Origin of the sequence: Demequina oxidasica, from assembly GCF_000975115.1 — a bacterium.
In the GTDB taxonomy this organism is placed as follows: Bacteria; Actinomycetota; Actinomycetes; order Actinomycetales; family Demequinaceae; genus Demequina; species Demequina oxidasica.
Map to the genome: position 1 here is coordinate 280,805 of NZ_BBRE01000004.1, position 15,048 is coordinate 295,852.

Below are 15,048 nucleotides of genomic sequence, written 5' to 3' on the forward strand. Positions count from 1 at the left end.
TCGGTTTTAGTCGATTTTGCCTCTCGCGAGTCGCATTGCGAGCAGTATCCAGATCTGATGGTGCGCCTCGCAAGCGGTGCCGACTCGCATTCCAGTCCCAATAACGGTGGATATTCGCGTTCCGTTGTGTTCGATCTTGTGACCGAGACAACGTGAACTACGTACTACCTGGGGCTATGCGCGGTCACGACTTGACTCCTGAACAAGTGTCGACAATTCTCGAGAGCGTTCCGGAGGTCGGTGCGCCGCTCGCTCCGATGTCGGAAGTCTTGCGTAGTCTGGAGTCAGCCCAGCAAAGACCAACGAAGGATCCGCGTGCCGACTGACCCGATCTCGCTCCAAGAGTTAGAACAGTACCTCGCCAAGGCAGCGGATATTCTCCGTGGCAGCATCGATCAGGCTGACTTCAAGGCATACATCTTCCCGCTGATGTTCTTCAAGCGGATCAGTGACGTTTACCTTGAAGAGTATGAGCAGGCTCTCGATGAGTCGGGCGGTGACCACGAGTTTGCATCGTTCGCCGAGAACCACCGGTTCGCTCTTCCTGAGGGCAACCTGTGGGCCGACGTCCGTGGCCGCACCGAAAACATCGGTACGGCCCTGCAAACAGCCTTCCGTGAGATCGAGAAGGCCAACCCTGAGACCCTCTACGGCATCTTTGGCAACGCCAACTGGAACAACAAGGACAAGCTCCCGGACCGCAAACTCGCGGACCTCATCGAGCACTTCTCTACCAAGAGGCTCTCCAACGCCAACGTCGCTCCCGATGTCTTCGGCAACGCGTACGAGTACCTGATCAAGCGTTTCGCCGATCTGTCCAACAGGAAGGCAGGCGAGTACTACACGCCACGCTCGGTGGTCGGGCTACTCATCAACATCCTCGACCCGCAAGAGGGCGAGACCGTGTACGACCCCGCGTGCGGCACAGGCGGCATGCTGATCGAGGTGATCGAGCATGTGAAAGCGGCGGGAGGCAGCCCCAAGACTCTCTGGGGCAAGCTCTACGGCCAAGAGAAGGTCCTCGCCACGTCGGCGATTGCGCGCATGAACCTCCTCCTCCACGGCGTCGAGGACTTCAAAATCATCCGTGAAGACACGCTGCGCAGCCCTGCGTTCCACAGCGGCAACAGCCTCGCCCAGTTCGACTGCGTCGTGGCCAACCCGCCATTCTCTCTCAAGAACTGGGGAGAGCCCGAGTGGGCCACCGACAAGTGGGGCCGAAACAGCCTCGGCGGAGTCCCGCCAAAAGGTTACGCCGACTGGGCATGGGTACAGCACATGCTCACGTCCTCGCGCCTCAAGACGGGCCGCGTGGCCGTGGTGCTTCCGCAGGGCGCGCTTTTCCGCCAGGGCGCTGAGGCGAGAATCCGCACCCACATCCTCAGCTCCGACGCGGTCGATGCGGTGATCGGTCTTGCCCCCAACCTGTTCTATGGCACCGGACTTGCGGCGTGCGTGGTGATCCTGACACGTGACAAGCCCGTCGAGCGGAAGGGCAAGGTGCTCTTCATCAATGGCGAGGGGTTGCTGAAGCGTGGCCGCAATCAAAACACCCTTGAGCCGGAGCATGCCCGGACGCTGCTCGCCGCCTACCGGTCTTACGAGGCGATTGATAGTCTCGCTTGCGTCGTGGGCCTTGACGAGATCGCAGCCAACGACAACAACCTCAACATCCCGCTTTATGTCGCGCCAGTCGACACGGGAGAGAAGCTGACGCTGGAACAGGCTCTCGCCGACCTCGAAGCCGCACACGAGGCGACACGCAAGACGCGCGCCGACGTCGAAGCGGAGTTGGCCAAGTGGCGCCTCGAACAGGAGGTGGCGTCATGAGCGAGCGCATCACTCAACGCGAGCTGGAGAACTACCTTTGGGGTGCCGCCGTCATCCTGCGCGGCCTCATCGACGCTGGCGACTACAAGCAGTACATCTTCCCCCTCGTCTTCCTCAAGCGGATCTCGGACGTCTATGACGAAGAGCACGCCGCCGCGATGGAAATATACGGTGACGAGGCACTTGCCGACCTGCCAGAGAACCACCGTTTCGCCATTCCAGAAGGCTGCCGATGGGGCGACCTCCGTGCCGTCACCCAGGACATCGGCACCACGGTTCTCAAGGCCATGCGTGCCATCGAGACCGCCAATCCAGACACCCTGCCGGGCGTGTTTGGCGACGGCGACTGGGGCAACAAGAACCTGCTGCCCGACTCCACATTGGCCGACCTCATCGAGCACTTCTCTACCAAGAGGCTGTCGATCGCGAATCTGCCCGAAGATGAACTCGGCAACGGCTACGAGTACCTGATCAAGAAATTCGCGGACGACTCCGGCCACACCGCTCAGGAGTTCTACACCAATCGCACCCTGGTGCACCTGATGACGCTGATGCTCGAGCCCCAGCCCGGCGAGTCGGTCTACGACCCCACCTGCGGCACCGGAGGCATGCTCATCTCGACCGCCGCTGAGGTGAAACGCCAAGGCAGGGAATGGCGCAATCTGAAGCTGTACGGGCAGGAACTCAATCACGGAACCTCGGCCATCGCTCGCATGAACCTGTTCCTGCACGGCGTTGTCGACGGCCAGATCGCTCACGGCGACACGTTGGCTCGGCCCGCGTTCCACGACTCCGAGGGTCGGCTCCAAACCTTCGATGTGGTGCTAGCTAACCCGCCGTACTCCATCAAAGCGTGGAACCGCGACGCCTTCGCCAATGACCCGTATGGGCGCAACATGTGGGGCGTGCCACCACAAGGGCGCGCCGACTACGCGTTCCTTCAGCACATCGCCAAGAGCCTCGACCCGAAGACGGGTCGTGCCGCAATCCTCTTCCCGCACGGGGTGCTGTTTCGCCGCGAGGAGGCCGCGCTGCGCGAGGCGCTGGTCAAGTCAGACCTCATCGAGTGCGTTCTTGGCCTCGGAGCGGGACTGTTCTACAACTCGCCGATGGAAGCCGTCGTCATCATTTTGCGCGCCAAGAAGCCCTCCGAACACAAGGGCAAGGTGCTCTTCATAAACGCGGTGGACGAAGTCTCGCGTGAGCAGGCACAGTCGTTCCTGAGCGATCGGCACCAAGACAAGATCCTCGGTGCGTACCGAGACTTCGCCGATGCCGAACAGTTCGCAAACGTGGCGACCCTCGACCAGATCGGGTCGAAGTCCTACAGCCTCGCAATCCCGCTCTACGTTGCGGGCGCAAAGAGTGGCAACTCCGAGGAACAGGTTGACGTCGTCGACGCCCTCGCAAGTTGGCGCTCGGCTGCTGAGCAATCCAACGCTGCTATCGCCGATGTTCTCGAACTCCTGCGCGCGGAGGTGAAGTCATGAGCCTCAATCTGGACAAGTCCACTTGGACGCGCGTTTCTTTCGGCGACGTCGTGAACAACGTCAACCAGACCGTGCGGGATGCGAAGGCGGCGGGGATTGATCGAATCATCGCCATGGAGCACATGGACCGCAGTGAGCTCAAGATCCAACGTTGGGGCGACGCCGACGACGGCACCACGTTCACACGGCGCGTGACGCCAGGTCAGACCCTCTTCGGTAAGCGTCGCGCTTACCAACGCAAGGTGGCGTACGCCGAGTTCGACGCGATCTGCTCCGGAGATATCTATACATTCGAGGCCGATGAGGCGCAGTTACTCCCCGAATTCCTGCCGTTCCTCGTTCAGTCCAACGAGTTCTTCGACCACGCACTCGACACATCGGCTGGATCGCTATCGCCGCGTACGAACTGGCGCGACCTGGCGAACTTCGAGTTCGACCTCCCGCCCCTCGAAGAACAGAAGCGCATCGCCAGCCTACTCTGGGCCGTGGAGCACCATCGGCGAGCTCTAGCCGCTCACTTGAAGTCAGAAACTGAGGCGCTGAGGCAACTACTCCGTACGCGTTTCGAAGATGCAGTTGGCGAGGTATTCAAAGTCGCGGACCTCTGCTCTTCGGTGGTTGGAGGCATTTGGGGATTGCCCGAGGGCAAGAACGAGGTCGATGTGCTGGCTCTCGGTCCCCGCGTCTATGCCGCCGACGCGACTGTGCTCTCGGCGGCGGGGTCGCCAATAAGGTCAATCACCCGAAAGCAGGCCGATTCCCGGCTGATTCGTGAAGGCGACATCATCCTCGAACGGTCCGGCGGATCGCCTAAACAGCCAGTGGGGAGGGTTGTCATCGCGGGAAACGCACTTCAGTCATGCATTCCTACGGATTTTCAAAGGTTGCTTCGACCGGATACTGACCTTGTTGAGCCCACATACCTCTTCTGGCGGCTACGTCTCGATTGGCTCGAGGGCTTGACGCGCAACTACTCGAGGCGCACCACCAACATCACCAACTTGGCGGTCCCGGACTACCTTGCGCGCCAAATCATCGTCCCGCCCCGCGAGGAGCAGATGCGCATGCTCGGCGACGTGAAGACTTTGGAAATGGCGCTTAACGACCGCGCACTGGAAATGGCCTCCTTCGAAAGCGTTCGATCGGCGTTGGCCGCAGACATCTTTGGAGATAACTGATGGCACAGTTCGACGAGGCGAACACGGTGCGGGACTTCGTGCGAGATCTGGCCGAGTCGACCGATGTGCAGTTTGTGGCGGGTAACGAGTTGCCGCGCGGCACGGACGAAGTACTTCTCGAAGGCGTAGTCAGGGCGGCGCTTGTCAGGCTGAACCCTGACATTGCTGTTGACCCTGACAAGGCTGATGAGGTCATCTACAACCTCCGAGCGGTTCTCATCGCCGCGCGCACTACCCCGCACCCTGTCGTTGCGAACGAGGAGTTTATGGCGTGGCTGACCGGGCAGAAGTCGATGCCCTTCGGTCCCAACGGCGAGCACACCACGGTCCGACTGATCGACTTCGACCACCTCGACGATGACTCGTCGAACCAGTGGGTGATATCGACCGAAGTCAGTTTCGAGCAGGGGCGAGTCGGGAAACGCTTCGACCTCGTGCTGTGGTGCAACGGCTTCCCGCTCGTGGTCGGCGAGGCGAAGACGCCCGTCAGGTCGGCATACACGTGGATTGATGGCGCAGCGCAATTGCACGGCGACTACGAACAGAGCGTCCCTCAATTCTTTGTGCCCAACGTTCTGTCGTTCGCCACGGAGGGCAAGGACTTCAGGTACGGCACCGTGGGCATGCCCGTAGAGATGTGGGGTCCGTGGCGCGAAGAGTCAACCGACGTTGACGCACCTGCCAAGATCGGTTTGACCGCTGTTCAAGAGGCTGTCGAGGGCGTCCTCAATCCCGCAGCCGTGTTGGAATTCCTGCGTTTTTTCACCCTCTACGCGACCGATAAGAAGCACCGCAAGATTAAGATCATCGCGCGATTCCAGCAATACCAGGCGACCAACCTCATCGTCGAGCGTGTGCTCTTGGGCCAGATCAAGCAGGGGCTGATCTGGCACTTCCAGGGCTCGGGCAAGTCGCTACTGATGGTGTTCACCGCACTCAAGCTCCGCGCCGAGGCGGCGCTGACCAACCCGACGGTCCTCATTGTCGTCGACCGCATCGACCTGGACACCCAGATCACGGGCACCTTCAACGCATCCGACGTCCCCGGCTTGGTCTCGACCGACTCGCGGGCTCAGTTGCAGACCCTTCTGAGCCAGGGTGCCCGGAAGATCATCATCACCACCATCCACAAGTTCGGCGAAGCGCCGGGCGTGCTGGACGCGCGTGAAAACATCATCGCGATGGTCGATGAGGCACACCGATCGCAGGAGGGCGACTTCGGGCAGAAGATGCGTGAGGCACTGCCCAATGCGTTTCTCTTTGGCCTCACGGGCACGCCAATTAACAAGCGTGAACGGAACACCTTCATGTGGTTCGGGTCGGCGGACGACGCTGGCGGCTACCTGTCGCGGTACTCCTTCCACGACTCGATTCGCGACGGGGCGACGTTGCCGCTGCATTTCGAGCCGCGCCTGTCGGAGATCCATATCGATCAGGACGCGATCGATGCCGCCTTCGGGGAACTCGCCGCTGATCGTGACCTCTCCGAAGGCGACAAGATCACCCTGTCCAAGAGAGCTGCGTCGATCGAGGTGCTGATCAAGACTCCGTCCCGTATCGCCAAGATCGCGGGCGACATTGCCGATCACTTCCGCGCCAAGGTCGAGCCCAGTGGCTTGAAGGCGCAAGTGGTGGTCTACGACAAGGCATCCTGCGTTGCATACAAGGCAGAACTCGACAAGCATCTCGGCACCGACGCCTCGACCATCGTCATGTCGAAATCACGTGGTGACTCACCGGACTGGGCGGAGTGGACCCCCGGAGCTGTGGCGCAGGAGCAGGTGATGGCGCGGTTCAACGATGCCGCCGACCCTCTCAAGATCATCATCGTGACCTCGAAGCTGCTCACCGGGTTCGATGCCCCGATCCTGTTCTGCCAGTACCTCGACAAGCCGCTCAAGGAGCACACGCTTTTGCAGGCGATTACGCGGACCAACCGCGTTTACCCACCGCACAAGACACACGGGCTCATCGTCGACTACCTGGGAATCTTCGATGATGTGGCCAAGTCGCTCGCCTTCGACGAGAAGTCAGTGCAGCAGGTCATCTCCAACATCGGCGAACTCAAGGACCAACTCGCGCCAGCCATGTCTACTGCGCTGGCGTTCTTCCCCGGCGTTGACCGCACGGTGGGCGGGTATGACGGTCTCATCCAGGCGCAGTCGGCGATTGCTGACGAGACGACCAAGGACGCGTTCGGGTTGGCGTACAGCATCGTCTCTCAACTCTGGGAGGCCCTCAGCCCCGACCCGATGCTCGCGCCGTATCGGGAGGAATACCGCTGGCTGACGGACGTCTACGAATCCGTGCGTCCCTCAGACATTGCGGGTCGGCTCGTGTGGCACGCGCTTGGCGCCAAGACCATCGACCTCATCAACGAGCACGTCGAGGTCGAGCTACCGCAAGGTGCTGAGACGATCGTTCTGGATGCGCAGACCATCGAGGACCTGATGCTCGGTAAGCGCAACGATATCCCCACCGAGGAGGTTGAGCGACAGATCACCGCGCGGATTGCCCGGCACCTCAACAATCCTGTATTTGTAGAGCTCGGCCAGCGCCTCAACACCCTTCGTGACAAGTACGCGGATATCCAGCAGTCCAGCCTGGAGTTCCTGAGAGACCTGCTGGAATTGGCGCGCGACACCGTTGCTGCAGAGAAAGCAGTACACGAGGTCCCCCGCGAAGAACAAGGCAAGGCGGCGCTCACGGAACTCTTCGAGGCCCTCAGAGGCGAGGACACCCCCATCATCGTCACCAACGTCGTCAACCGCATCGATGAGGTCGTTGTGGCAGTGCGGTTCGATGGTTGGCAGTCCACGATCCGTGGGGACCAAGAAGTCCGCCAGGCCCTACGCAAGACGCTGTACGTGCAGTTCAAGATCCGCGACAACGACGTGTTCGAGAAGGCGCTCGGGTACGTGCGGGAGTACTTCTAGCCACTACGAGTTCGGCGGATATTTGCTTGCCGTCAGGTTGCTTCGCGCGCAAGTCTGAGTGCCTAATGCATGCAAGACACGCAGGTTGTTCCCGGTGTTCCCGCTGTTCCGGGAACCTGTCGGCGTCCTGTTCCCCTGTTCCCATCTTAGGAACAGGAACAGGACAAGCCCTTTTCCCCACTTGCGTGGTTCCGACGTTTCGGAACAGCAAGTCAGGAATGGTGCCCACCGGCATTCTTCGGTGCGCGGTATGGCTTCACGACCTTATAAAGGCGTGCGTTGTGCGGGCCTTTCGAGTGAACAACGAAACCGTCTTCTTCAAGGCACGACAGCGCGAAGACCACTTCACCCTTGCGCCCACTGCATCCTGTAGCCGTAGCGGACTGGTTGCTACCGGGGTTAGCCTCAAGGAACTGCGATACCCGCTCCATAAGGCGGGTTGGCTTGACCGTGCCATCTGCAGTGCGGAAGACGGGCTCCGGATCGCGCAGGGTGAAGCTAGCGTCGCTAGCGTTGAAGTGATACTCAGCGACCGTGGAGCCTTTGGCGTAGTTGCCGCCACGGTCCTTACCGCAAACTATCCGCACAGAGCCTGACTTGTCGCGTGCGAATGGTTTGTCGCCGCGCAATGAGTAGATTGCGCCATTGATTCCCGCACTCTTGCGCTGGGAACCGATGGACATAAGCGCATCTTCGGCAGCCTTGGGTACGTGGTCGAGCAGTACAACGGCGGGTCCGAGATCAGCGGCGGCGCGGCCAACTAGACGCAGCCACCGGGCAACCTCATGGTCTTCGTTAGCTTTGACGCCATCCATCGCCATTGACTCACCGGTGGAGTCGATCCCAACCAAGGCCACTTTGTGCTTGGTGATGGTGTCGTGAAAGAAGGTGATGCCGTAGCGAGAGCTTTCCTCGGGCTTCTTATAGTGAAGGTACTCCTCGATGTTCTCGGGCTTCGCATTCAGGTCCAACAGCCGGCTCACTAGGGTGTACTCGTCATCTTCAAAATCAACGTGCACGACGTGATGCCCAGCATTGATCTCCTGCACTTCCGAATATGCCAGCAACAGCGACTTGCCAACGCCCGCGACGCCGTGGATGCCATTCACCTTGCCTGGATAGAAGAGGCCACAATCGGATCCCTCGATCACGCAGACGGAAGGGACTGGGCGAATCCAAGTGCCGTCCGTCACATCACGGATCACATCCCCCAACCCTCGATCACGCCACGAGGCCCCTCTCACATCCTCCTCATGTGACGCGCCATCGCTCTGTGCACTACGGTCGTTCTGCGCATCGTGCGGTTTCCACTCACTTCCATCGGTCGCCTTCATGATCCGGACGCCTTGCGCGCGGAATTTACCGTCGACTCAATCTCTCGCAGCGACAACCCACTCCCTTGCGCGGCGTCTGCTAAAGCGTCGAGACATGAGTTCACATCAATGGTGGGGTCTGCGTGCTCAAAAATGCGGCACGCTGCCCAGTACAGAATACTGTTGCGCTCGCCGGGCAGCGCGCTAAGAACCACGCCTGCCAGTTTTTCCACGCGGTAAGGCGTAAGCGCATACTCACCAGAGAACGCTTCCTTGCGTGGCGCGGGCACGGTGAGGGCCTCCACCGCGCGCCCCGGCAATCCGGGGAATCCATTCGGGATGAACTTCATGTTTGCGCGATAAGGCTTGCCCGTAGACGGGTGAGGCGATGGCGGCGCGATCATATAGCCCGATTTTTTGATATCGACACCGGGCATCCCGGGCAGGCGCCCACGAAGCGTGACTGGGGGACGAGCGTAGTAGAGATGCTGGCCGCCATCTCCGCGTCCAGAAAGCACTGACATGGTGTCAGGTAGCGGTCCCAACACAGCTAGGAGCGTATCGAGGGAGCCACCATTCCGCGGGTCAATGTCGAGCACCACTGCGTCGGCTGGCACCTTGACACCAATGAGTGCGCCGGGCCACCGCATCCACCATTGTCCAATGACTTCTGCGCTCTGCGTGGCATCGAGATGTCCATGGGCAGTCAGTGGGGCTTTGGTTTGCGGGCTGCACGGCAACACCTCCCAGCCGGCCGCAGTTAGCCCGAGTGCAGCGTCGCGGATCAACACGTCGCTCACTAGGCGCCACGCGCGATGAAGTCACGCAGTGAAGATTCCGGAATACGTAAGAGACGCCCGACACGAATGGCTCGCATCTCGCCGGCATTCACCAGCCCGTAGACCGTATCGCTTGTGCAACCGAGGTGGAGGGCGACGTCGCGCACTCGCAAGACAGCTTCAGGTTTCAAGACTTCATCGCTTGCCATGTCAGATTGGTCCTTTCAAATCATTGGGCGAAACAAGGCGTTTTTGCCACTCAGCAAAGCGTCTCAGCTTGTGTGATGTAAGTCCAGCCTGTAGTTTGTCAACATGAATCTAAGTGATACAAACTCCCGAGTGAGCGGATACCAACGACAGGCTTACGACTTTGACAACGAGGGTGTCCGGTTTGACCTCGGGCATCTCGAGCCGGTCGTGGTGCTGTTCGACGAGCCACGTGGCCTCACCTGGGAAGCCACCATTGATGGGGACCGCCTAACTTCCGTGTCGGTATCTGGACGCGACCTCGACCAGCTCGCGATGCGGTCCATGCCCCTGCGCAAACTCCGGACTACCGCCGCAAAGTACTCGCGGCACATCGGAGAACACATGGAACTGGAGGGCTCACACCTCGAGGACGCGCACAATGAGGCCAACGCGCGCGCTGAAGCGGACATTCGAAGTTCGGCTGCGCCCACTCCGGAATTGTTCGCGGACGCTTGGCGCACAACACCCAAGCCCGGGCGACGCAAAGCGCTCAGCGAGCACTTCCATGTCTCACTCGTAACAATCGACCGCTGGACACGCAAAGCGCGCGATCAAGACCTCATAGATCCACCCACTACTGGTCGCCCTCGTGCCAATACAACCCAGCCACTGGACGCGCGTGGGACCACCTCCAATGAAGAGAGCGATGCATGAGTGCACTACAGGAAACCAAAACGAGTCGGGCGGGTAGCCGTCGCCGACTGCCGGAGAACGACAAGGCGTGCGCGTCGTGCGGCGAGGCACGCGGCAAGCGGCGCACTGGGTGGCATCAGGTCACCACGACTGGCATGGACAGCATTGAACGCGTCGCGGGCTGGACGTGCCCCAATTGCCCCACCTGGGGTGAGCCGATCCGCCGCGAGTTAACGAAGCGCGGCACCATCCGGTTCCGTGCGGTGGTCGACGCTACACCCGCCGGAGATAGTCACCGCCGCCAGGTGGCGCGCAGGTTCCTGACGTTGCCCGAGGCGCGCACATTTGTCATGGACGTGCGGCACGAGGTGGCCCACGCAGGCACATACGGACCACCAATTGTGGAATCGGTTGCAGACCTCTGTGCGACTTGGCTGGCGTCGCGGACCGACATTCGCGAGGTAACCCGCCAGGGCTACCACAGCGCGCTGGCGCCCGCGCTACGGCGCATTGGTTCACGGCCTGTAGCAGAGGTAACGGTGACGGAGGTTGAGGCTCTCGCCGTGTGGATGTCCACGGAGGGTGGTTCCCGCGGTCAGGCGCTGTCACCACGGTCTGTCCGTGCAGCGCTCATCGCAATGGGTCAGGCGTTCGATATGGCCATGCGCGAGGATCGCCTCACCCGCAATGTCGTGCGGCTCGCACGTCGGCCTCGTCAACGACAGAGCGTTGGAGTGGACTTGGAGCATTGGCAGCCAGCCGAGTTGCTACGGTTCCGCGCAACGGCCGACTCAGACAGTCTTGGCGGTGCATGGCGCCTGACGCTCTCGGGTCTGACCCGCGCTGACGTAATGGGCCTGCGTTGGAGCGACATAGACCTCGACGTCGGCACGGTGACAATCCGCCAGGGACGCGTGGCGCTGGATAAGGGCGATCAGATTGACGAACCCAAGAGTGCTCAGCGCCGTCGTACCGTCCCAGTTGAGCAGTTGCACCCGGGTACGTGTGTGCTGTTGCGGGCGCTCAAGGCTGATCAAGCGCGGTGGAAGCTTCTAGCGGGGCCGGCGTGGGTTGACACGGGGCTAGTCGTCGTGAGCGAGCTCGGAAACGGCATACGGCCGGAGGTGTACTCGGATCGCTTCCGTCGACTGTGCTCACGGGCGGAGGTGCCGGTGATCCGGCTCCACAGCGTGCGCCATTCGTTGGCGTTCTGGCTGCACCGGTTAGGTGTGACCCCTGCCGCAGCCGCCGCTCTGCTGGGTCACACGGTCGAGGTTCACCTCAACACGTACCTTCCCGAGGGAGGAGCCGACGGTATCGCAGCTGCCGCCGCTGCGCTCAGTACCGCCACCGGTCTGTCAGCGATATAGCCCTAGCCACCAGGGTGAACGCTCGGAGTAGTAGCCGTAGCGAGCATCGTCGGCGGTTGTGACCAATCCTGTGACCAGAGACAGCAAAACGCCCCTTCCCGGTAGTAGTCAGGAAGGGGCGTTTCGATCTATCTGCCCAGGTAAACCGAGAAACTCGGTTCCTGTGCTCCACGTCGGGCTGACAGGATTTGAACCTGCGACCCCTTGACCCCCAGTCAAGTGCGCTACCAAGCTGCGCCACAGCCCGTGGCTCGTTCCCACCGTAGTGGGCACGGTCACCAATGTTACCGTGCCTGGCGCCCTATCCGTGACACTTTTGGCCACCAGTTGGCCCCAGCATCGGCGGTTTGGATCACGACCGTCGCTGGACAGTCGTTCTCCCCCACTAGTCGGAATCCTCCGGCTCACGTTGCGCCGCCACCGCATCACGGAATGCCTGGATGGTGGTCTTGGCAAGCCACTCGCCTCCCATGTACACATTGTTTTCACCAATCAGTGCGGGAATGCCCTCGCGATCCAGTTGGCGCAGCGCGTGCTGACTACTAATCACCAGCTTTAGCGATCCACCGTTGGCCATCAGGCGCGCCGCATACTGTCGCAAGACGTTGATCAGCGACAAGCCCAGTTCATCCACTCCGCGCAGGCGCACAATCACCACGGCCCCCTTGCTCGCACGCGTAATTTTGGGAAGCTGTTGGTCGAACGTGGGAGCGCTGGCGAAGAATAAGCTGCCGTACGGCTGAAGCACCACCACATCCCGCGCCTCGAGAGTGGTCACGGGTACCGACTCACGAATCGAATCGTCGTCCTGAATGTTGAGTTGTCGGACCACCAGCTTGTTCGACGCCTGAGCGACAAACAGGACCAGTCCCAGCGCGACCCCCACGAGCACCGCGAACTGCAGTGGAATCACCAGTGTGAGCACAAATGTGATTCCCATGAGCGTGGTCTGGAACATCCCGGTCTTTAAAACGGAGCGGACCTTTTCCGGCTTAACAGCGCTCCACCCGACCACAATCAGCAGGGCGGCGAGGGCCGGCATCGCCACCACGCCTACGACCTTGGAGAAGAACATCACCGCTGTGGCCATGATTCCGGATGCGACGAGCAGTGCCGTCCGCGACCTGGCACCCGACTTGGCCACCAGTGTGGATCCCGACATGGAGGCGCCTACCGGCATTCCTTGGAAAAGGCCGGACATCACATTTCCGGCGCCCTGGCCGATGAAGTCCTTGGACATCCGGCGCGGACCGGCACCGTGCTGGGAGACGCTTGCCGTGACGGCGGCCCCTTGGATCAGCCCCACGAAGGCCAGCGACAGCGCGGGAACAATCAAGGTCACCACTGCGCCGAAGTCAGGCAATCCAAGAAATGGCAACCCGGGCTCGATGTCAGCGATGTCGCTAACCGTGGCCACGTCCGCATTCAGGAAGTGTTCAAAGCCAAAGGACAAGAGCGTGCCCAGCGCGACAGCGACCACCATGCCTAGGGCCCCAAGCCGCGTCTTGCTCAGCACCACAATCATGGCAATGGTCGCGGCTCCTACCAAGGTGGTCCACAAGCTGATATCAAATAGGTGCCGGAAGGTAGCGAGCGTGTTGAGGATACGGCCTCCCTCATCGGGCGCGTAGCCGGTGAGGTTGCCCAGCTGCCCGAGCATGATGTTGATGCCCACTGCGGCCACAAACCCGGTCATCACGGCTGTAGGAACAAAGCGCACCAGCTTCCCGAGCCTTAACACTCCGGCGACGATCATGACCACGCCCACGAGCAACGTCAAGGTAAACATGGCACGGTTGGGATCCGCATACCGCGCGAGGTCGGTGTCGCCCACTACTAACGCCATCGCGCCCGTGACTCCTACTGCCATGAAGGCCGAGCCGGTGAAGAAGGCGCCCCCCGCGAGGCCGAAGATGTAGGCATAGAGCCCCGCCATGGGGTTGACGCCAGCGAGAATGCCATTTGCAAGGCCATCGGGAATGCTCTCAATCCCCAGCACCGTCCCGGCAGAGGCGTCCTGCTTCAACGTCTTACGATCAAACCGGCTGCGCAGGCTGTCCCGCATTGCCGCGCCAACCTTAGATGTCGACTCGCCTTTTTGATGCTTCGCCTTTGCCGCCACGCATCTCCACCCATCGAACTCGCTTGCCCACTGCCTGCGACGTTAGCACCCGCACGGGTCCCCCGCGCCGGGGCCACACCTTAGGCATACGCTGTTGCCATGGCCAACAAAACTCAGCCCACTGACGTCCCTGTTGAAGAATTCCTCGCGGGTGTCGAGCCCCGTCGCCGCCGCGAGGAAGGTCTCGCACTGCTTGCGATGATGCGGGACGTCACGGGTGAGCAAGGCTTCATGTATGGGACAAGCATCGTCGGCTTCGGGACGATGCACTACCGCTACGCCACCGGCCGCGAGGGAGATACCGTCAAGGTGGGATTCTCGCCGCGTAAAGCCCGCCTCTCGCTCTACGGACTTCAGGATTCGACCGATGCCGCGGCACACCTTGCCCACCTCGGCAAACACTCGCTTGGCGTCGGTTGCGTCTACGCGACACGATTGAGCGACCTTGACGAGGCGGTACTTCGCGAGCTCATCCGCATTGCCTACCGCCGTGGCGACTACGACGCTCAAGCAAACTGAGCTTCACACACCACGCCCACGGGTTTCCTAGTGCGTGACGTCGTAATAGTCGCGCGGGTCGTAGACAGCTTTAATGTAGGACAACGGCCGCCAGCGGTGGAACACTCCTGCAGCCGGATTTCCGTTGCCAGCCGTGGTGTTGCCCTCGTAGAACCAGGCGCCGTTGCCGTCGACCCGGTCGACAATTCCTGTATGGGACGTGCCCCGACCGGAACCCCAATCAATCAACGCCACATAACCCTGCTTGAGGTCGCCGAGGCTCACGTTCTGGTCGAGCACTCCCGCCGTATTGAGTTTTCCAACGTACGTGCTGTACTTACCGACATTCTCCGGTTTGAGGAATGCGTTGGAAAAGACTGGCTCCTTAGGAACATAGCCGCGGTATAGCGCCTTCTCAAAGACCCATGCGACGTAGACCTGGCACCACGCGTTGCTCCCGTTGATCCAATCGTTGTACTTATTGTCATTGTTTCCGGTGTAACCCACCTGTGACCTGGCGACTGAGATGATTTCGCTCGGATTCCAGGGAACCTCCGGCTCCACCCATTTTGGCGGCGAGTACGAGGCCCGGCCGTACCCGCGGAACAGGAACGCTGACGTCGCGGCGCGGGACGCGCCCTCGTAAGGAC

The 15,048-nt window shown here is 61.0% G+C and carries 12 protein-coding genes and 1 tRNA gene; 7 read left to right on the forward strand and 6 right to left on the reverse strand.

The features are described from left to right. Positions 1–315 precede the first annotated feature (315 nt). The 4 genes from AOP77_RS11930 to AOP77_RS11945 are packed head-to-tail and all read left to right on the forward strand — an operon-like array spanning position 316 to position 7,434. Positions 316–1,830, forward strand: coding sequence for a type I restriction-modification system subunit M (locus AOP77_RS11930; protein ID WP_062213890.1), 1,515 nt, complete (start codon positions 316–318; stop codon positions 1,828–1,830). Next, on the forward strand, positions 1,827–3,320 hold the full coding sequence (locus tag AOP77_RS11935; RefSeq protein ID WP_062213892.1) for a type I restriction-modification system subunit M: 1,494 nt from the start codon (positions 1,827–1,829) through the stop codon (positions 3,318–3,320). The genes AOP77_RS11930 and AOP77_RS11935 overlap by 4 nt, the downstream gene beginning before the upstream one ends. Continuing rightward, positions 3,317–4,498 (forward strand): restriction endonuclease subunit S, encoded by a 1,182-nt coding sequence (locus tag AOP77_RS11940; protein ID WP_062213894.1) that lies wholly within the window; start codon positions 3,317–3,319, stop codon positions 4,496–4,498. The genes AOP77_RS11935 and AOP77_RS11940 overlap by 4 nt, the downstream gene beginning before the upstream one ends. Continuing rightward, positions 4,498–7,434, forward strand: a complete 2,937-nt coding sequence (locus AOP77_RS11945; protein WP_062213895.1) for a type I restriction endonuclease subunit R — start codon at positions 4,498–4,500, stop codon at positions 7,432–7,434. Before AOP77_RS11940 ends, AOP77_RS11945 begins: the two co-directional genes overlap by 1 nt. A 212-nt stretch (positions 7,435–7,646) precedes the next feature. On the opposite strand, the gene AOP77_RS11950 is transcribed toward AOP77_RS11945, so the two are convergent. Genes AOP77_RS11950 through AOP77_RS11960 form a run of 3 tightly spaced genes read right to left on the reverse strand, consistent with a single transcriptional unit; the run spans position 7,647 to position 9,735 of the window. Beyond that, positions 7,647–8,768 (reverse strand): AAA family ATPase, encoded by a 1,122-nt coding sequence (locus AOP77_RS11950; RefSeq protein WP_062213897.1) that lies wholly within the window; start codon positions 8,766–8,768, stop codon positions 7,647–7,649. Continuing rightward, entirely contained in the window at positions 8,765–9,547 is a 783-nt protein-coding gene (locus AOP77_RS11955; protein WP_062213900.1) for a bifunctional DNA primase/polymerase, read from the reverse strand. The genes AOP77_RS11950 and AOP77_RS11955 overlap by 4 nt, the downstream gene beginning before the upstream one ends. Further along, complete coding sequence (locus AOP77_RS11960) at positions 9,547–9,735, reverse strand: helix-turn-helix domain-containing protein (protein WP_062213901.1); 189 nt, start codon at positions 9,733–9,735, stop codon at positions 9,547–9,549. Before AOP77_RS11960 ends, AOP77_RS11955 begins: the two co-directional genes overlap by 1 nt. Positions 9,736–9,865: 130 nt before the next feature. On the opposite strand from AOP77_RS11960, the gene AOP77_RS11965 reads away from it, so the two are divergent. Together AOP77_RS11965 and AOP77_RS11970 are read left to right on the forward strand one after the other, a co-directional pair. Beyond that, positions 9,866–10,429 (forward strand): hypothetical protein, encoded by a 564-nt coding sequence (locus AOP77_RS11965; protein WP_062213903.1) that lies wholly within the window; start codon positions 9,866–9,868, stop codon positions 10,427–10,429. Further along, positions 10,426–11,778 (forward strand): tyrosine-type recombinase/integrase, encoded by a 1,353-nt coding sequence (locus tag AOP77_RS11970; RefSeq protein WP_062213905.1) that lies wholly within the window; start codon positions 10,426–10,428, stop codon positions 11,776–11,778. The genes AOP77_RS11965 and AOP77_RS11970 overlap by 4 nt, the downstream gene beginning before the upstream one ends. 173 nt (positions 11,779–11,951) lie before the next feature. Here AOP77_RS11970 and AOP77_RS11975 read toward each other — a convergent pair. Then, positions 11,952–12,025: transfer RNA gene (locus AOP77_RS11975), tRNA-Pro, on the reverse strand. Positions 12,026–12,163: 138 nt separating this feature from the next. Next, positions 12,164–13,843, reverse strand: a complete 1,680-nt coding sequence (locus AOP77_RS11980) for a SulP family inorganic anion transporter (protein WP_062213907.1) — start codon at positions 13,841–13,843, stop codon at positions 12,164–12,166. Positions 13,844–13,999: 156 nt separating this feature from the next. Here AOP77_RS11980 and AOP77_RS11985 point away from each other — a divergent pair, with 156 nt between their 5' ends. Next, positions 14,000–14,419, forward strand: coding sequence for a DUF1801 domain-containing protein (locus tag AOP77_RS11985; protein WP_062213909.1), 420 nt, complete (start codon positions 14,000–14,002; stop codon positions 14,417–14,419). A gap of 27 nt (positions 14,420–14,446) precedes the next feature. Here AOP77_RS11985 and AOP77_RS12405 read toward each other — a convergent pair. Further along, positions 14,447–15,048 (reverse strand): hypothetical protein (locus tag AOP77_RS12405; RefSeq protein ID WP_201774124.1); only part of this gene is annotated, 602 nt, incomplete at its 5' end.